Raw genomic sequence first — 19,240 nt, forward strand, 5'->3', positions numbered from 1 at the left:
TCCTCTCATGCTGTTACACTTCGTTGTTTAAACGCTCTGTGATTGCTTCTTTAGCGACTTCACGATCGTCAAAATGATGAACTTCTTTACCAATAATTTGATACGTTTCATGCCCTTTACCAGCAATAATAATAATATCTTCAGCTTTCACTTTCGAGATAGCTGAACGTATCGCTTCTTTTCGATCGACAATTACTTCATAATTATTCCCATTTGCATCATTTACCATATCATCTAAAATAGCCTTCGGATCTTCACTTCTTGGATTATCTGATGTATAAATCGCATGAGTTGCATATTCGATTGCAACACTTGCCATTATTGGTCTTTTCGTTCTATCTCTATCACCACCGCAACCAACGATACAATATACATCACCTTTTGCAAACTGTTTTGCTGTTTTTAGTACGTTCTCTAAGCTATCAGGTGTATGTGCATAGTCAACAATAACTGTGTAATTTTGTCCACCATCAACAACTTCAAAACGTCCAGGAACGCCAGCAAGCTCTTTAATTACATCAATAATTGTTTGTAAGCTCACTCCTGAAACAAGACCTGCTGCTGTAGCAGCTAACACGTTGTATACATTAAACTTACCAATTAATTTCATCGTAACATTTACAGTTTCATACGGTGTTACAAGTGTAAATGTTGTACCGCCACTCGTCATCACGATATCTCGTGCCATAATGTCGCTTGCAACATCTATACCGTATGTTACAACAGTAGCTGCTGTACTTCTCATATACTCTTCTGCTACTGGATCATCGCTGTTTAATATAGCGTATTTTTCACGATTATGATGATAACTATTGCCAAGCTGTGCAAAAAGCAACCCTTTCGCATGTTTATATTCTTCCATCGTTTTATGATAGTCTAAATGATCTTGTGTTAAATTCGTAAATACTGCAACATCGTAATCGCACCCGTGTACACGGCCAAGATCTAAAGCATGAGACGAAACTTCCATTACTGTACTATCCACACCTTGTTCAACCATTTTTGAAAATGTCTGTTGAAGTGTTAGTGCATCTGGTGTTGTATTTTTCACCTCAAATGTTTCATCACCGATTTTCATATTAATCGTTCCAATTAGCCCTGTTTTATGACCATGTGCGCGCATAATTTCATCCATAATATGCGATGTTGTTGTCTTTCCATTTGTACCTGTAATACCGATTAAATGTAACTTGTGTGTTGGTTGGCCATAAAAATAATCAGCTAAAACCGCTAGCGAACGAAAAGTATTTTTCACAAGTACAACTGGAACGTCAACATCAATTGGTCTTTCCGCAACAATAGCAGCCGCTCCTTGTGCGGCTGCTTGCTTAGCAAAGTCATGGCTATCAACCGTATATCCTTTCATACATATAAATAAGCTTCCCTCTTTCACTTTACGTGAATCCGCTTCAATAGATGTTATTTCTGGATTTTCTGTTGGAACAACTGGAAAATCATGCAAACATGATACAAGTGTATGCAACTTCATTTCACTAAACCCTCTCTACATTGTTTATTTATCTCTTATTTTAGCAAGTAACACGTTACCTCCTAGTTATATAAAAATAGGAGGTAAGTGCTACTATAGTCTAATCAATAGATTTATTTATTAATGAGACACTTATCGTCTCAAATAAAGCAATTTTTCTATAAAGAACTCACTTCCACCAATTGTACCATAAAACACAATCAGTTACCTTTAATTCCCGAAGTAAATTCTAACTTTTGAACCCTCTTTTACTTTAGCTCCTGCTTCTGGTGATTGTTTAATTACTTTCCCACCATCACCACTTATATCAAGCTTCAAGTCTACAAGTTGCGTTTGTAAATCTTTCTTTTTCATACCAATTAAATTCGGAACTTCCACAGTTGGTGTATCGCCCCATTTATATTCTTTCTCAACTTGCTCTTTTCTCGGTTCCACTCCCATTACAGGAAGTGCGTCACGAAGAATATTCCCAACAATAGGTGCTGCTACCACTCCACCAAATTGAGTGACTCCTTTTGGGTTATCCACTGCTACATAAACAACAATTTGCGGATCGTCAGCTGGAGCAAAACCGATAAATGATACAATATAGTTATTATCTAAATATTTTCCATCTTTCACCTTTTGAGCAGTTCCAGTTTTTCCACCTACACGATATCCATCAATATAAGCCCCTTTACCAGAACCTTTCGCTACAACATTCTCTAATGCGTAACGAACTTTCTCTGAAGTTTCCTTGGAAATAACTTCCCTTTTCGCAACAGGTGTCTTTTTGCTAACAACTTGATTATTCTTCGGATCAATAAATTCCTTCGCTATATATGGCTGATACAAAGTTCCACCATTTACAGCGGCCGCTACAGCTGCTACTTGTTGAATCGGTGTAACAGAAACACCTTGCCCAAATGAAGTCGTCGCTTGCTCGACTGGACCAACTTTATCTAAATTAAATAAAATCCCGCTACCTTCACCTTGTAAGTCAATTCCAGTCTTCTGTCCAAAACCGAAATTGCGAATGTATTTAAACAATCGATCTTTACCAAGACGATCACCGAGTTCAATAAATCCTGGGTTACAAGAGTTTTGAACTACCTCTAAAAACGTTTGGCTACCATGGCCTCCAGCTTTCCAACACCGCAATCTAGCTCCACCAACTTCAGCTGCCCCATCATCATAAAATGTATCTTTCTCTAAGTCTACCAAATTTTCATTCAAGGCTGCAGCTAATGTAATAATCTTAAATGTTGACCCCGGCTCATACGTACTCCATACAGGTAAGTTTCTGTTATATACTTCCGGAGAAACACTTTGAAAATCTGCTGGATCAAAACTTGGTCGACTTGACATACCTAAAATTTCACCATTTTTCGGATTCATTGCAATTGCTATCATACCGTCAGGATTATACGTTGATTCCGCAATATTCATTTCTCTTTCCATAATCCTCGTAATGCGTGAATCAATTGTTAATCCTAAATTCAAACCGGCTTCTGGTTTTTTGAAATCATCTCCTACGTTAGGCATTCTCTGTCCTTTCGCGTCTGCAAAAAATCGCACATGACCTTTATCACCATTTAGCTCTTTATCATAATATTTCTCTAGTCCCATAAGCCCTTGATTATCACTGCCCGCAAATCCTAATACGTGTGATAAAAAATTACCGAATGGATAGTACCGGATAGAATCCTCTGCGATGTACACACCCTTTAAACTTAATCCGCGTACTTCTTTCGCTTTTTCATGCGATATTTTCCTTCCGCCTTTATCAAGCCTTACAATCGATTCTTTTTTTGTAATCCGCTTATAAACATCATCTTTTTCCACACCTAATACTGCAGCTAACTTCTCTGCAGTCTCTGCTGGTTTTTCAATTTGTCTCGGCACAACAAAGACGGTCGGTGCACTTTTATTCGTAGCAAGCTCCACACCATTTCGATCTAAAATTTTCCCTCGCTCTGGTTCAAAAGTAATATTACGACTCCATGAATCCTTCGCACGATCCGTTAACATATTTCCAAGAAAAAATTGCACATATCCAAGACGAATATCGATGATGGTGAAAATGAGTATACCCGATATAAGTATAAAAATAAGTCGTTTCCTAACCGTTACATTTGATACACGCATATTGGAACAAGCCTCCCTTACGCCTAGCTTGTTCCAATATATGCTTGTACTTATTTAATTAGAACTTCTTCCCTATTACCATTATGGCTTTTCTGCTTCTTGCTGCGGCTCAAGTGGTGGTACGAGTGTTACACCTAATTCTGTACCAGGTTGCAACAATGTTCCTTCCGCCACACTTTGTTCCGTTACATATCCTGTACCAGAAGGTTTTAAGTTAAGCTTTAATGTTTTTGCTAAATTCATAACATCACGCAGTGCCCATCCCTGTATATTTGGCATTGTAGGCTTATCTCCTACTAAGAAGACTCGATCACCTTTTAATGTTTGTTCAGTTGCTTTGGGAACTTGCTGCTGTACTTTCCCTTCACCTAATACGATTGGACGCAGTTTTGCTTTATCAATTGCTTTTTTCGCTTCATCCATCGTTTTTCCTGTTACATCCGGAACGACAGTTTGTTGCTCTTTCACATATTTTTTCGGGTCTTTTACTTCATTTGGCTTAATCTTTAAATACTCTAAACTATTTTTCGTTACATATTTAAAGATATCAGCTAAAGGTTTAGCCCCGTTTTCATCATCTTTTAATTTCGGCTGTTTAACGGCCACATACACAACAAGTTGTGGATCGTCCATCGGTGCCATACCTAAGAATGAGAATATATAATTCTCTCTTCCCGTCATATAGCCACCTTTCCCGTCAGGAATTTGTGCTGTACCTGTTTTACCCCCGACTGAGTACCCATCAATTTTATATGCATTCCCTGTTCCTTTCGGTGATGTAACAACACGTTCTAGTAATTGCCTTACTTGCGCTGCTGTCTCTTTGGAAACAGGTTTTCCTACTTCTTCTGGTTTATGCTCTAGCTGTACTTTACCTGTTATTGGATCCACAATTTTATCAATTGTATAAGGTTTCATCATTTTCCCATCATTTGCAATCGCTGTTGCAGCTTGTACAAGTTGAATTGGTGTAACTGTAGAACCTTGTCCAAATGCTGTTGTTACTTGTTGTATTTGTTGATCAAATAAAATTGTATTTGACCCTTCACCAGGTAAATCAATGTTTGTTTTTTCATCTAATCCAAAATTATGAATATATTTTCGGAAACGATCTGGACCAAGTTTTTGATCACCTAAAATTGCAAACGCTACGTTTGAAGAGCGCTCTACCCCTTCATCAAAAGTAATAGAACCCCATCCAGCGCCGCCGTTATGATCTTTTATTTTGCGATTACCAACTTGATATGTACCAGACTGATAAAAGTCTTGTCCATTGTATACACCTTCATTAATGGCCGCTGCTAATGTGAAAATCTTCATTGTTGATCCCGGTTCAAATGCATTTGCAATTGCGTCGTTGAAGAAATATTTAATTTGACGATCATTAGGGTCATAACTAGGTTTACTAGACATCGCTAATATTTTTCCCGTCTTTGGATCCGCTACAATTCCAATTAAATTTTCTGGCTCATAATTTTTACTCGCTTCTTTCATTGCGTCTTCTAAATAACTTTGAATACGTTGGTCAAGCGTTAAATACACATTATCTCCATTTTTAGGCGCCTTTACATTCACCTTTCCACCATCAAGAGATACACCTTTACGGTCCCCTGTATAAGCTACCTCACCATTAGAAGCACCTAAATACTTATCTAAACTCTTTTCTAAGCCAAATTGACCTACTGCGATTCCATTCTCATCAGGGCTGGCATGCCCTATGACGTAAGATGCGAAATCACCGTTTGGATACACTCTCGCATTTTCAGTAATGAAAGAGATTCCCGGCAACTTCAATGCTTCTATTTGTTCTTTCTTTTCTTTCGTCAAGTCCTTACCTAATGTTCCAAATTCTACTTGACTTCTGCCTTCTTTATTTAAAGTAGCTAAAATTTCATCTTCATCTTTTCCGAGTACTCCTGCAATTTTCTTTGCAGTATCCTCTTTATCCTTAACGGCATTGGCTCCTTTTAACTCGGCTACAAGTTTATAAGAATTTGCATCCTGCGCTAGGACATGACCATTTTGATCATAAATTGTTCCTCGATTCGCTTCGAGAACTCCCTTTTTACTATGTTTCTGCTCAGCAAGTTTCTTCAAATCATGATTGTCCACTGTTCCTGTTACTTGTATATAAAAAAATCGGGCTAATAACAGCAAAAAGAGCAGGAGGAAAAATATCATGAAATAACCTGCTCCCTTATTGGTATGAAATTTGGTCATATTTCTCTTCATCTTTTCTTCACACCTATTTGCCTTACTTTAGGCCTTTCACATTATTCGCATTGATTTCTAGCCCGTGTTTTTTTGCAACTTCAGCGATACGTTCATAACGACTTAACTTCTCTACTTCAGCCTGCAATTCTTGATTTTCCTTTTGTTTTTTCACAATTTCTTCTTCTATCGTCGCTGCTTCCACATTAACTTGATATAGACCCGCTTTATTCCCAATAAAAGCTACACAAGCATATAATAAAAATCCAATAAACGTTACGTACAATAGCTTTTCAATTCTTGTAATTTTCGTTTTTACTTTTGGCTTAACCATCTGCTGTGGCGGCGCTTGAATTTGTACCTCTTCTTGCGCCTGTTGTTTATACTTTACAGCTAAATTAGTCATACCTCTCTCTCCTTTTTATCGTTTTTCAGCGATTCTCAACTTCGCAGAACGCGCTCGATTATTTTCTTCTAATTCAATGTCAGAAGGTAAAATCGGTTTCCTTGTAATAAGCTTTAATTTCGGCTTAAATTCATCTGGAATAATCGGTAGTCCCTGTGGTAATTGCGGCGTTGTGCTATTTCGCTTAAACGTCGTTTTACAAATACGATCTTCTAAAGAATGGAATGTTATAACACTAACTCTTCCACCAGGCTTGACCATACCAATTGCAGATTCCAACGCTTCTTCAAATACTTTTAATTCATCATTTACAGCAATACGAATCGCTTGGAATACTCGCTTCGCAGGATGTCCACCTGTTCTACGTGCCGGGGCTGGAATACCTTCTTTAATTAATTCCACTAATTCTCCTGTCGTTTCAATAGCCTTATTCTCGCGGTACGCTTCAATTTTCCTTGTTATTTGCTTTGAAAATTTTTCTTCGCCGTATTGGAAGAAAATTCTTACGAGTTGTTCATATGACCAGCTGTTCACAACATCATATGCTGTTAATGGGGCATCTTGATCCATCCGCATATCTAACGGTGCATCATGATGATAACTAAAGCCACGCTCTGGTGTATCTAATTGTGGGGATGAAACACCTAAATCGAATAAAATCCCGTCTACTTCTGTGATACCTAATTCATGTAGTTTTTCAGATAAATAACGGAAGTTGCTCTTCACTGTTACAAATTGTTCACCATAAGAAGAAAATTTTTCCTTCGCATTTTGAATCGCTATTTCATCTTGATCAAATGCTATTAATTTTCCACCATCTGTTAGCTGAGATAATAAATAAGAACTATGTCCTCCTCCACCCAGTGTACAATCTACATATGTACCACTCGGTTTTATATCTAAGCCATCTACTGTTTCTTTCAAAAGTACTGTTACGTGTTTGAACATTGCTGCACCTACTCTTTTTCCAATTAATTATGTTAAATACATTTCTCACTCTACAAACACAATTTACTACTAGAGGATGAAATGCTACTAAAGAACGACTCATTTAACTTCCAACAAGGTAGTACGCTATACAAATCGCTATTTTATTTTATTATATACTAAATTTTATCATTTTTTGCGGGAATTTAAACAAAAACCTGTCGAAAAAGATAATAATCCGTTTACATTTTGTGCTATTTTGTCATATATATATACCTGATACATAGCGATTCATTACAATAACATAAGATGAATAATTCAGAAACATTTCACTTCACAGTTAATTCAACAGAATAAAAATAAAATCCTGCTCAAAAGAGCAAGATTCTATAGTTTTATTACATGATGTTTTCCGTCCCACGAAAAAGATTGTTCCATTACCCGGTCAACAAAATCAAGGCCAAACTGATTTAAATAATAACACACATTCCACACACGTTCTTGCGGTGCTCCTAATGGACGAAGCGCAAATTGTAAACGGCGGAATTTATTCAGTTGAACCTCATGTTTCTTCTCAACATTTCTTTTCAACATTCTTTCTAACAGTTCAATTTGCTCATTAATTTTCAGTTCATTTTTCCCAGCAAACTCATTTAACCCTGGATCTATTTTTTTCACGAATTGTTGTAATGATGTATGGATATCCATTATTTCTTTTTTCGCTTCTATAAATCGCTCGTCTATCGGTTCCTCTATTTGATTAGAAAGCCAATTGTCACGTAGATTATCTATATCATTTAGAAATGGATCAATTTCTCGCAAATCTAAATCATATAAATCTGTCGCTATATCTCGCTCCATATAAGTAATTGTAAGGCGCGGAACAACAGGTGGCATTTGGAAACCGGCCGTATGAAACACTTGTTGCAATTCACTCCAATAAGCTAACTCCCCTGGACCGCCAATAAACGCTAACGTAGGAAACACATATTCTTGCATAAGAGGGCGCGTTACAACATTATTACTAAAACGTTCTGGACTTCTTTCCATCTCTTCCATCAATTCTTCATACGAAAATGAATGCACTCCATCTTTTCCAATAAACTTCCCTTGATTCTCTTCAAGCAATACTCGCTCATTATCAATTTCCATAAATATATGCACCGCATTTGTCTTCGTTTCAATAATCGGTTTAAATCCTAATTCCTTAATTACTTCCTGTTGATTATGAAGTGCTACTTGAATTTCTTTATATTTACTTATAATTTGTTGTAAAAACGGCACTTCTAATTTTCTCAATGCAGGATGATGTGAATCTACAAGAATTAAACCAGAATTTGCGAACATTTTCGTAATAAGGCGCGCAAAGAAATCTACATATGTATGCGATTGACCTAAAGCATCATCAACAAATTGTAATACATCCTTTGTAAAATTCGTTTCCGGATATGTTTTAAAAATCTCTTCGACCCATTTTCTACAGTCTTCAATAGAAAGTTCAGACTCAGAAGCACTCGCCTTTTTTGGATAACGATCATGAAAAATGGTCTTTTTTATTTTTTTATTTTTCGTTACAAATGTATGATTAATTTCATCCATATCATGGTCTTCACCAGCAATCCAAAAGACAGGAACAACCCGAACCCCTAAGCTCTCTTCTTTTTCTTTTGCAAGCTGTAAAATTGAAATGATCTTATGCACTGTATAAAGCGGACCTGTTAATAACCCCGCTTGTTGTCCAGCTATAACTACATATGTATTTTCATCTTCAAGCGCTTTTATATTTTGAATTGTAAATTCTCCCGCTTGCAATTGTGTATTATATTCTAATAAATGCGTTACTAAATCTTGACGGAAGAACTCTCTCTCACGCAAATCATGTAAACGCTGTTTAAAAGCATCCTCTGTTAACAGATAATCAAAACATGACTGTATCTCTTTTTTAACGTTCATATAGTCCGCTACAACACCTTGTAGTGGAACAGAGATCTCTTTTATCTCCATATAATTCTTCCTTTCGTATCCTGTTCTCTCACCAACCCACATTGTAGTCAATGTTTCACGTAAAAGCAAAGAAAAACACTTATAATTCCATTCCTTTTATTGCATTGAACAAAAATCGAAGTGTCGGAACAGATTGTTGTTGTTCCTTAGCTTCTTCTAATACATATCCAACAATCGTATTAACTTCTGTTTGTCTATTCGCTCTTACGTCCGCTAACATAGATGAAGTATTATGAGATGTTTTTTCACATACTTGGCATACCATTTGCCATAGCATTTCCCTATCTTCTTCTTTAACAAGAAATGCAACTTCCTGAAATACTTGCTCCATCATTTGATAAAAAAACGGGTTTGAAATTAACTCCCCGTTCTCAACCCGCAATAATGCCGTCAATGGATTAATACATACATTGACTACTAATTTATTACGCATAATCCCCTTCCAATCATTTTCTATCTGAATCGGAAAATAATCAAAAGGAAAACAATTAAATACCTTTTTAAAACAACTAGATTGACCACGCACTACACCAAACTTTGTAACACCTATTCCAGTATGACGAACTGTATGTCCATCCTCTTTTTTTGCACCATGCTCCACAATCCCGACTGCTATACGTTCATTTCCTATTTTTTGCATAACGTGAAGATGCGACATTCCATTTTGCAAAAAGATTAATGACGATTCTCCCTGCACAAAAGGTAATATATCAGTTACATGATATTGCTTTACAGCAATAAATGTATAATCTAACTGTTTATCCAGCATACTTTCTATCGGTAAAATAGATGGAAATACTGTTTCACGTTCTCCATTCCTAATACAACTTACACCCGTTAAGTTTAATTCTTCTGCTTGCTTAGCGTTTCTTGTAAACAACGTAACATCTTGATTGCTTTTTTGTAAATAAAATGTATATAGGAGACCAATAGCTCCCGGTCCAACAATTCCAATTTTCATCTTCACACAAAGAACTCATATTAACAAGTGATATAAGTTCCCTTGCCCTTCCCCCTTTACATCTTATTAAATTACAATTACATAGTTGAGGATTCAATTATCTTTTAACAAATGCAACCTCTTCTTTCACTATGTATATACTACCTATATACATAGTTCTATTCTTAGTTTAGCAAATCCTCAAAAAAATAATGAAAGAAATATTCTATCTTCTTCATAAAAATTAAAAAATGAGTTATAATATTATTATAAATATTTTAACTTTTCTGCATTCAACAAGATAAGAAAAGGACGTGATGTAATGGGATTCCCAAAAGTTGAACGCTTGCTCATCAATTATAAAACATTAGATGAATTTAAAAAATTTAAAGGGTGCGGAGCTCAAGAACTATCCATGTTGGAAGAATTACAAGCAAACATTATTGAAAATGATAGTGAGTCTCCATTTTACGGTATTTATTATGGAGGATCGCTAATCGCACGTATGAGTCTATATATGAAAAGGAACGGTGGAGAACCATTTGAAATTACAGGTACTTACCTAGAACTTTATAAACTTGAAGTATTGCCGACTTTTCAAAAACAAGGATTCGGACAAATGCTTGTTAATTATGCGCAACAACTACAATTCCCAATTAAAACGATAGCACGTATCCAATCAGCTGGTTTTTGGGATAAATTAAGTTTCCAGCCAGTATCAGTAACTGATGGTGATTTTTATATTTGGCATCCAGAAACAAATTTGAATGCGATTACAAACGAAGAATCTGCATAAGAAACAAAAAAAACAGCTGTTACGCAGCTGTTTTTATTTCTTTAATTTTTCTAATTCTCCATTCGAGCGAGCGCCATTTCTTTCAGCTACCATTACACTTCTTTTTTGATCGATATAATCAAGTAATGTTCTATATTCTTCCTCATATACTGATAATCGCTCCAGAAGACGTTCTTTCTCTGTTTGTAACGATTCAATTTGTTGTTGCAACACCATTAAAGAGCTTTCATCTTTATAATTTCGCAAGAATTCAATAACATCATTCAACGTAATAGATTTTGGCTCTAATACCATTGTCTCTTTCACTTCATAATTTTCTACCTTACGAAGTTGCTTCGCTTCTTCAATACGTTCTTTATACTGCTTTCTAACGTAAGAATTCCACCTAAATCCACAAGCTGCAGGTGTACGAGACAAATGCCTCCCCACTTCTTTAAAAGCGGAAAGTTGCGTTCCACCTTCACGAATATGCCGGAGTACTACTTCTGCCAGAAGCAAATCTTCATCATCAGTCCAAGCATCTTGTCTTGTTGTCGCCATCTCTCTAGTCCTCCCTATGCATTTTTTATTAAGCATATGCAGTTACTAGAAAAGATAGAATACAACAAATAAAGAATAAGACAAAAAAAATAAACGTAGAAGATATCTTCTACGTTTATTTTTCGCAATTACTTGCTGATTACTTCTTTACCTTTGTAAGTACCGCATGCTTTACATACACGGTGAGCTAATTTCGCTTCACCACAGCTTGGGCACTCTACCATACCAGGTACTGATAATTTGAAATGCGTACGACGCTTTCTTTTTACTGTTTTAGAAGTTCTTCTAAAAGGTACAGCCATTCTTCCCACCTCCTTAAAAGAAATAGTTATTTTCATATGAAGGCCTAAACCAGTCTTCCGATTATTTGTCAAAAAACTTTGCAAGTCCTGCTAATCTTGGATCAACAGTCTTTTCTTTGTTTTCTTCCGAAATCACTTGCCAGTCTTGACCTTGCATCGGTGCTCCACCAGAAACATCATCACTGAAAATTTGCATTGGAATCTCCAAAAGTATATTTTCCTTGATTACGGGCAGTAAGTCAAGTACTTCTCCTTCTAAACAATGAATTTCAGCTTCTGTTTCAAATTCTTCTTCTGAAGTTTGGAACACCTCAGTTGTTTTAATGTCAAATGGTAATGTCACATCTACTAAAGAGCGAGAACATGGTAACACCATGCTTCCAGTTATATGTAGATGAAACGTAAACTTACCGGAGCCAAAATCAACTCTTCCTGTTACTTGAACAGGATTAATTTCACGAATATCTTTCTCGACCTCTTTTAGCTCACTTACATCTACCATTTCATTTAATGTCAATCCTTTATTTCTCAATTTATTCAATTGATGGATGGACCATTTCATATCATATCACCTCAAGGCAACAAACAAAATTATAGCTAGCCATTTTATATTTGTCAATGTTTTTTCTTTACACTATAATGAAGTCATCATAGGAAATAATATATAGATTATCACGTTTTCCAAAAAGATGCTACATCGAAAGGAGAGATTACCATAAAATCCAGTGGTATTGTTGTTGAATATAACCCTTTTCATAACGGTCATGCTTATCATGTGCAACAAACAAAAAAGTTAACACAGTCTGATATTATTATCGCCGTTATGAGTGGTCCTTTTTTGCAGCGTGGTGAGCCCGCACTCATCTCCAAATGGTATCGTACTAAAATGGCCTTAACAAACGGCGTAGACCTTGTTGTAGAGCTTCCTTATGCATTCGCAACCCAAAAGGCCGAAACTTTCGCAAATGGCGCAATTTCGATTTTAAACGCCCTTGGTGTTTCTGACATTTGTTTCGGCAGTGAAGATGGACAAACTGAAAATTTCTACACTACCATCGCTATACAAAAAAATGAAGAAGAGACTTTTAATCGTCTTGTGAAGCAATTTATGAATGCAGGTAATAGTTATGCAAAAGCTACATCTGAAGCTTTTGCACACATCTTACCACCCGAAAAAAACGTAGATATGTCACAACCAAATAACATTTTAGGCTTACAGTACATTAAAGCGATTCTCTTACAAAATAGTTCCATGCAAGCGCAAACTATAAAAAGATTCGCCTCTCATTATCATGATGAAATATTTCATGATCAACATATTGCAAGTGCAACAAGTATTCGCAAACAGCTATTTAATGAAAACAGTTCCTCTACAACTATTGAGCCTTTTATCCCAAAAATAACTGCTTCTCTTTTAGAAAACTACAAGCAAAACTACGGGACGTTACATAACTGGGAAAAATACTTTTCATTTTTTAAATACAAACTTATGACGATGTCTTCAGAGGACTTACAACATATATATGAAATGGAAGAAGGTTTAGAGCATCGTATTTTATCAAAAATACAAAACAGTTCATCTTTCTATTCATTCATGGAAGCATTAAAAACAAAACGTTATACATGGACTAGATTACAAAGAGCTTGTACACATATTTTAACAAATACAACGAAGGAAGAAATACATAAAGCAAATATAGAGCAACATGCGCCGTATATCCGTCTTCTCGGAATGTCACAAAAAGGACAAACTTATCTTTCTAAAAATAAGAAAAAAATAGAACTCCCAATCCTTACTCATACAAAAACATTCGAACATCCAACTTTAGACATAGAACGAAAATCAAATGCTGTATATTTCTCCATAATGCAAGAACCTTTACGGACACAACTGCTAAAACAAGACGCAACGCATCATCCAATTCGTTATGATGAAATAATGAAAAAATTTCTATAAGAAAAACCTCTCTTCTTCAGAGAGGTTTACTTTGTTTTACCCATTTTTTCTAAATACGTTAATGCATCATCCAGTGTGTCCACCGGTACAATTTTCATCTTTGTTTTAATATCTTTCGCAGCTTCAAGAGCATCTTTATAATTCGATTTCTCTACACCTTTTTCATTTGGCGCAAAAAACACTTCAGCTCCTGCATCACTAGCAGCTACTACTTTTTGCTGAATACCACCAATTGGACCAATTTCTCCTTTATCATTGATTGTACCTGTTCCAGCTATTTCATGTCCGTTTGTTAAATCTTCTTCAACGAGCTGATTATAAATTTCTAGTGTAAACATTAACCCTGCTGACGGGCCTCCTATTTCATGGGAATCAATTTTCACTTTCGGATCTACTACTAGCTCTCTTTCCGTAACGATAGAGACCCCTATACCGACGCGTCCATTCCCATTAGGGATTGTCTTTACATTTAAATTTTCTTTAAACTGTTTTCCGCCCCGCTTGTATTCAATATTTACTGTATCACCTTCTTTTTTCCCTGTCATATACTCAATAAATTGTTCCGTCTTGTCGAATGTATTTCCATCGACAGCTACTATAACATCTCCAAGCTTAAGCTTTCCTTCTGACGGCATACCCTTTGCTACACCAGCCACTAGTACACCTTTATTTTCAAAAGAAACAGAGCGATTCGCACGTTTATATGCATTATAAATTGCAGCATTTTGTGAATCTTTCATCGCATACTCTTGACGAAATTGATATTCTTCATCACTCTCACCTTTTTGCAATATTTCTTCCGCCTTCGAAACGTGTGTATATTTATTAAATTGCGCGGCTATTAAGTTCACAACATTTGCAGGCCCCATTGAGACAGTGACAAGCATAAAATCACCAGACTCTTTAGTACCACCGTCAACTTGCACGTACGGCGCTAATTTCGCGGCCATACCTGGTTTTGTCACAAAGTATGGCAAACGCACATAAACAAGTAGCATCGCCAATATAACCCCTATTAAAATTGCATATATAAACCGAAAACGCTTAAACATTATGTTTCTCCTTCCACTGCTCAATTAGTAAATAAATGTTTGAAATGTGTTTTTCTGCTTCCACTTCTCCGACCCGAATGATATCTTCAATATGTGTAAAAGCACGCGAACTAAATTGTTCTACTGCTGGCCGCATCATTAAATCTGATGCTATTTGCCGATTCATCACAAGTTCATGTTGCATAATTTCAATACTTTGCATAATCACATCATAAATCGATGTAACCTCTCCATTCACCTTAATTGGAGATACATCAACAGCAATAACAATATCAGCCCCTAAATCTTTTACAACCGATACGGGAATACGGTCAATTACCCCTCCATCCACTAATAAGCGGCCATCTATTTTCTCTGGAACAAACACCCCTGGCACAGATATACTAGCTCGAACCGCCTCCGCAATCGGACCGCTTGTAAAAACAACTTTTTCCCCCTTCAAAATGTCAGTAGCCACAACAGCCGTCGGGATATCTAACTCTTCTAAATTTTTATTATATGTAAACATTTTAATCATATCTTTGATACGTTTTCCAGCAATAAATCCCATTTTAGGAACTGTAAAATCCAAATAATATTTCCTTTTAAAAACAGCTGCCAATTTATACAGTCTTTCAACGTTACAACTCGCTGCATAGAATGTACCAATTAACGCTCCTATACTACTACCTGCTATCATATGAATAGGGATACCAGCTTCCCTTAATACTTTTATTACCCCTATGTGAGCAAAACCTTTTGCACCTCCGGATCCAAGCGCTAAACCGATTTTTGGTTCCTTCATTTTTCTCACCCTTTAATTTTTTTCATTCCTTTTTCATACTTATGGTCTAAATTCACCACATATCCACGTATACTGAAATGAACGTTTTTGGGACAAAGGGGGATTTTCTTACATGTACGAAAAATGGAAAACTGCTTTTCTTACCATATCGATGTTATTTTTAACCTTTTCTCTTGTACTTCACCCCCAAGCTGCTTTGCAAGCTTCAATTCGCGGGTTAAATATATGGTGGGAAGTTGTATTCCCTTCACTACTACCGTTTTTCATCATTGCGGAACTTCTAATCAGTATTGGTATTGTAAAATTTATCGGTGTTATATTAGAACCACTAATGCGTCCACTGTTTCGTGTTCCAGGGGTAGGTGGGTTTGTTTGGGCAATGGGAATGGCTTCAGGATTCCCCGCTGGCGCCAAATTAAGCGCTAGACTACGCAAGAGCAATCAACTAACACAAATCGAAGCGGAACGACTCGTATCTTTCACAAATTCTTCTAATCCACTTTTTATTTTCGGAGCGGTTTCTATTGGTTTTTTCAATAATCCGAAATTAGGGCTCGTATTAGCAGCAGCACATTATATAAGTAACTTTATCGTCGGATTACTTATGCGCTTTTATGGTACTAACGATACTTACATAAAAGACAAACATACGAATCAAAAGCATGCCTTTCAAAACCCTTTTTCCATCCTCCACCAAACACGTATGCAAGAAAAAAGACCGATTGGAAAACTACTCGGTGACGCTATCGTTTCTTCTATTCAAACATTGCTCATGATTGGTGGGTTTATTATTTTATTCTCTGTTTTAAATAAAATGATTACTGTTTTCGAAATTACAGAAGCGCTTTCTTTTATTATGCAACATATTTTATCATTCTTCCAACTTACATCCCAATTTAATATTCCGATATTATCTGGTATTTTTGAAATGACGCTTGGAAGCCAAATGATTAGTCAAATTAATGAATCAACACTTCTTCAACAAGCGATGGTAACAAGCTTCATTTTAGCATTTAGCGGCCTTTCTATTCAGGCACAAGTAGCAAGCATATTAGCGGAGACAGATATCCGCTTTAAACCATATTTTTTAGCTCGAATTATCCAAAGTATTCTCGCTCCTATTCTCACTTTTATATTTTGGGGACCATTTTATGAAAAAGTTCATTCTTTCTCGCCTACGCAAGAAGATCTTCCCGTATTTTTATTGAATCATTCTTACACACTAACTGATATTTGGACATCATTTATACACTACGGACCAATCTTCACCTTATTTTGTTTATATTTATATGTTATCTTATTGTTTTTACGCATTCATAAAGAAAAACCCCGTTCACTTTAACGGGGTTTGAAACTTTTCTTTTAAAGCACGCTCTACAATCGGAGGAACAAGGTCTACTACACTTCCCCCATATCTCGCAACTTCTTTCACAATACTTGAACTTAAAAATGAATATTGATTATTTGTCATAATGAAGAAGGTTTCGATATTTTCGTCTAATTTTCGATTCATTGAAGTAATTTGCATCTCATATTCAAAATCAGAAACCGCTCGCAAACCACGTAATATTGCATTTGCATTACGCATTTTTGCATATTCCACCAATAATCCACTATGTGAATCAACTTTTACATTCGGTATATCCTTTGTCGCCTCTCGAATTAACTCTAGGCGTTCTTCTACCGAAAAGAATGGTTTTTTTGATGAATTGTTTAAAACAACTACATATACTTCATCAAATACTTTTGCTCCCCTTTTAATAATATCCAAATGTCCAAGGGTAATTGGATCAAAACTCCCTGAAGAAATAGCTATACTTGTCATTCTGTCCCCTCACCTTCATACTTATAAATCGAAATTGCTGTAATCCCGTAGTTTTCTGCCCGTACTTTTACAAGTTCTCCTATTGAATCAGGTAAAACCACGTCATCCCCATGCTCTGCCATAATGATGCCATCTTTATTTAACAATCCATGTTGATCGATCACACTAATTAAAGACACAATTTTTTGACCTTTATATGGAGGGTCTATTAGTATAAGATTGAATGATATTTCACGCTTTATAAGCGCCTTTACCGCACGTTCCGCATCATTTCGATACACTTCAGCTTGTTCTTGTATTCTACAGCTTTCTAAATTTTGATGAATGACTTTTATCGCTTTACTATCTCGGTCAACAAAAATCGCTTTATCAATCCCTCTACTTATGGCCTCAATTCCAAGACCACCACTACCACCAAATAAGTCAAGAGCGATACCACCATCATAATAAGGACCTATCATATTAAAAATAGATTCTTTCACTTTATCTGTCGTTGGACGTGTTGTATTACCAGGTACCGCTTTAAGTGGGTGCCCTTTACATTTTCCTGAAACTACTCTCATCTGTTGTCACTACCTTTATTTCAATCTATCGAGCGATTACAGTAAATCCATCTCAAGTCAGTAACCGCTACCAAACCATACAATTCTTCACTAATTCGTTACTTAACCTATAGAGAACTTTAGTTAAAATAACCGTTCGCTATTTCTTGCATATTCATCTCACTATTTGCGAACAAAAACCCTTTATGTACATCAGTTCCACTTTACCTTTTTTATCCTATCATAAAATAAAAAAAAGAAAAATAAAAAGCCTAACATAAATTTTAATTTCATTATGTATATCTTCATTTAGATTGGACATAAATAAATATAACAACATCATCTTCGATGTTGTTGCCAACCGCGGAGAAGACTTACGTTTCCCCATAAGTTCTTCCTCCGGTTTCTCCTCTCCCTTTGCCTTCTTACTAGTACATACTAGTATTAGAAGGGCCCTGCTTTGCAGGGTTTTTTTATTTGTCTACTTTTCATTTAAAAAGTGAGGTGGTACAGTAAAAGAAAGAGGAGGAAAAAATATGATTCAACGCTTTATAGAACTCGGAGAAGGCTACTCTGACTTATATGAATTACTTGAAATTGCCAAAACAAACCAAGAACGTGTAACACATATGTTACAATTCGAAACTGTAAAAAACGAAAAAAAAATGTGTTCACTTGTTGTAATACTAAAACCGACAAATACTGGTGATTTCCAACCATTATACATATGTCGTGAAGGCATTCCTTTACTTGAAAATAAAAAAAGTAAACGTGTCGTTTTATTTGAAGAAATGGCGGAACAAATAGGGAAAAAAGTTACTCCCTTTACTGTAAAACCATCAACAACTTTCCCTGAAAAAGAACTATTTTTTAATCATCTAATTGGTATTTTACGAATGAACAATTTCATTCCTCCAATGAAATAACACGTTATTTCAAATAAAAAAATCCCCTGCTAAATTTAGCAGGGGATTTTTTCACTTAGCTATAATCGTATTCTTTTGCCCGATCAGGACGCGAATTTTCGAATTCTGTTTTTAAAAATGGGCGATACGACTGTTCTACTTTTTTCACAAAAGGAAGTTTATTCAATTTTTGCATCATATGCTCAATTTGTTCCATATCACAATATACAACGGCATATTTCAAACGTTTTGATATGTAATGAATGTTACCATATTTCCTTAAAATCTTGGCATGTTTCAATGAATGTAAATAAACAATCATACTTTGTCGTTGCCCGAACATAATCTTCTCCATCTTCTCCTTTTAAAAACTTATATTCTTATATTTTATGAAAACCAATCAAAAATTTATGACATTAAAGGACAAACTCTG

The 19,240-nt window shown here is 35.8% G+C and carries 19 protein-coding genes; 4 read left to right on the forward strand and 15 right to left on the reverse strand.

Features of this window, described 5'->3' with window-relative positions; genetic code table 11:
* Positions 1-13: 13 nt before the first annotated feature.
* The 7 genes from murE to panE all read right to left on the reverse strand — a co-directional run bounded on the left by murE (position 14) and on the right by panE (position 10,131).
* Positions 14-1,489: a UDP-N-acetylmuramoyl-L-alanyl-D-glutamate--2,6-diaminopimelate ligase gene (murE, locus tag V7038_RS08150; RefSeq protein WP_335469798.1), complete on the reverse strand. Its 1,476-nt coding sequence runs from the start codon at positions 1,487-1,489 to the stop codon at positions 14-16.
* 210 nt (positions 1,490-1,699) lie between these two features.
* Positions 1,700-3,616, reverse strand: coding sequence for a stage V sporulation protein D (locus tag V7038_RS08155; protein ID WP_002111442.1), 1,917 nt, complete (start codon positions 3,614-3,616; stop codon positions 1,700-1,702).
* An 81-nt stretch (positions 3,617-3,697) separates the two neighbouring features.
* Positions 3,698-5,848 (reverse strand): PASTA domain-containing penicillin-binding protein, encoded by a 2,151-nt coding sequence (locus tag V7038_RS08160; protein ID WP_100246181.1) that lies wholly within the window; start codon positions 5,846-5,848, stop codon positions 3,698-3,700.
* Positions 5,849-5,870: 22 nt separating this feature from the next.
* Entirely contained in the window at positions 5,871-6,233 is a 363-nt protein-coding gene (gene ftsL / locus V7038_RS08165) for a cell division protein FtsL (RefSeq protein ID WP_002111445.1), read from the reverse strand.
* A gap of 15 nt (positions 6,234-6,248) precedes the next feature.
* On the reverse strand, positions 6,249-7,181 hold the full coding sequence (gene rsmH, locus V7038_RS08170; protein ID WP_002111447.1) for a 16S rRNA (cytosine(1402)-N(4))-methyltransferase RsmH: 933 nt from the start codon (positions 7,179-7,181) through the stop codon (positions 6,249-6,251).
* Between the two features lie 366 nt (positions 7,182-7,547).
* Complete coding sequence (gene bshC / locus V7038_RS08175) at positions 7,548-9,164, reverse strand: bacillithiol biosynthesis cysteine-adding enzyme BshC (RefSeq protein WP_002111449.1); 1,617 nt, start codon at positions 9,162-9,164, stop codon at positions 7,548-7,550.
* 79 nt (positions 9,165-9,243) lie between these two features.
* Positions 9,244-10,131, reverse strand: coding sequence for a 2-dehydropantoate 2-reductase (panE, locus tag V7038_RS08180; protein WP_335469800.1), 888 nt, complete (start codon positions 10,129-10,131; stop codon positions 9,244-9,246).
* A gap of 295 nt (positions 10,132-10,426) precedes the next feature.
* On the opposite strand from panE, the gene V7038_RS08185 reads away from it, so the two are divergent.
* Positions 10,427-10,900, forward strand: coding sequence for an N-acetyltransferase (locus tag V7038_RS08185; protein WP_002111452.1), 474 nt, complete (start codon positions 10,427-10,429; stop codon positions 10,898-10,900).
* A 33-nt stretch (positions 10,901-10,933) separates the two neighbouring features.
* Here the strand turns inward: V7038_RS08185 and V7038_RS08190 are convergent, their stop codons facing one another.
* The 3 genes from V7038_RS08190 to V7038_RS08200 form a co-directional block, all read right to left on the reverse strand.
* Entirely contained in the window at positions 10,934-11,440 is a 507-nt protein-coding gene (locus V7038_RS08190) for an RsfA family transcriptional regulator (protein ID WP_002111454.1), read from the reverse strand.
* A gap of 128 nt (positions 11,441-11,568) precedes the next feature.
* Positions 11,569-11,742, reverse strand: a complete 174-nt coding sequence (gene rpmF, locus V7038_RS08195) for a 50S ribosomal protein L32 (protein ID WP_001984764.1) — start codon at positions 11,740-11,742, stop codon at positions 11,569-11,571.
* A gap of 61 nt (positions 11,743-11,803) precedes the next feature.
* Positions 11,804-12,304: a YceD family protein gene (locus V7038_RS08200; RefSeq protein ID WP_002111456.1), complete on the reverse strand. Its 501-nt coding sequence runs from the start codon at positions 12,302-12,304 to the stop codon at positions 11,804-11,806.
* A gap of 153 nt (positions 12,305-12,457) precedes the next feature.
* On the opposite strand from V7038_RS08200, the gene V7038_RS08205 reads away from it, so the two are divergent.
* On the forward strand, positions 12,458-13,699 hold the full coding sequence (locus V7038_RS08205) for a nucleotidyltransferase (protein ID WP_165763974.1): 1,242 nt from the start codon (positions 12,458-12,460) through the stop codon (positions 13,697-13,699).
* Between the two features lie 26 nt (positions 13,700-13,725).
* Here V7038_RS08205 and V7038_RS08210 read toward each other — a convergent pair whose 3' ends face one another.
* Positions 13,726-14,751, reverse strand: coding sequence for a SepM family pheromone-processing serine protease (locus tag V7038_RS08210; protein WP_002111459.1), 1,026 nt, complete (start codon positions 14,749-14,751; stop codon positions 13,726-13,728).
* Positions 14,744-15,535, reverse strand: coding sequence for a patatin-like phospholipase family protein (locus V7038_RS08215; protein ID WP_002088284.1), 792 nt, complete (start codon positions 15,533-15,535; stop codon positions 14,744-14,746). Before V7038_RS08215 ends, V7038_RS08210 begins: the two co-directional genes overlap by 8 nt.
* 112 nt (positions 15,536-15,647) lie before the next feature.
* Between V7038_RS08215 and ylbJ the strand changes: the two genes are divergently transcribed.
* Positions 15,648-16,877 carry a sporulation integral membrane protein YlbJ gene (ylbJ, locus tag V7038_RS08220; protein ID WP_002111463.1) on the forward strand — a complete coding sequence of 410 codons (1,230 nt, stop codon included), beginning with the start codon at positions 15,648-15,650 and terminating at the stop codon, positions 16,875-16,877.
* On the opposite strand, the gene coaD is transcribed toward ylbJ, so the two are convergent.
* Together coaD and rsmD are read right to left on the reverse strand one after the other, a co-directional pair.
* Entirely contained in the window at positions 16,869-17,360 is a 492-nt protein-coding gene (gene coaD, locus V7038_RS08225) for a pantetheine-phosphate adenylyltransferase (RefSeq protein ID WP_000200601.1), read from the reverse strand. The two genes, ylbJ and coaD, sit on opposite strands and share 9 nt — an antisense overlap.
* Complete coding sequence (gene rsmD, locus V7038_RS08230; RefSeq protein WP_002111464.1) at positions 17,357-17,923, reverse strand: 16S rRNA (guanine(966)-N(2))-methyltransferase RsmD; 567 nt, start codon at positions 17,921-17,923, stop codon at positions 17,357-17,359. Before rsmD ends, coaD begins: the two co-directional genes overlap by 4 nt.
* Positions 17,924-18,438: 515 nt before the next feature.
* Here rsmD and V7038_RS08235 point away from each other — a divergent pair.
* The gene (locus tag V7038_RS08235) at positions 18,439-18,828 is read left to right on the forward strand and encodes a DUF7147 family protein (protein ID WP_335469803.1); all 390 of its coding nucleotides are present in this window, start codon (positions 18,439-18,441) and stop codon (positions 18,826-18,828) included.
* 55 nt (positions 18,829-18,883) lie between these two features.
* Here V7038_RS08235 and V7038_RS08240 read toward each other — a convergent pair whose 3' ends face one another.
* Positions 18,884-19,150: a YlbG family protein gene (locus V7038_RS08240; protein ID WP_002088292.1), complete on the reverse strand. Its 267-nt coding sequence runs from the start codon at positions 19,148-19,150 to the stop codon at positions 18,884-18,886.
* Positions 19,151-19,240 lie beyond the last annotated feature (90 nt).

Source organism: Bacillus sp. JJ783, from assembly GCF_036963225.1.
GTDB classification, from domain to species: domain Bacteria; phylum Bacillota; class Bacilli; order Bacillales; family Bacillaceae_G; genus Bacillus_A; species Bacillus_A cereus_U.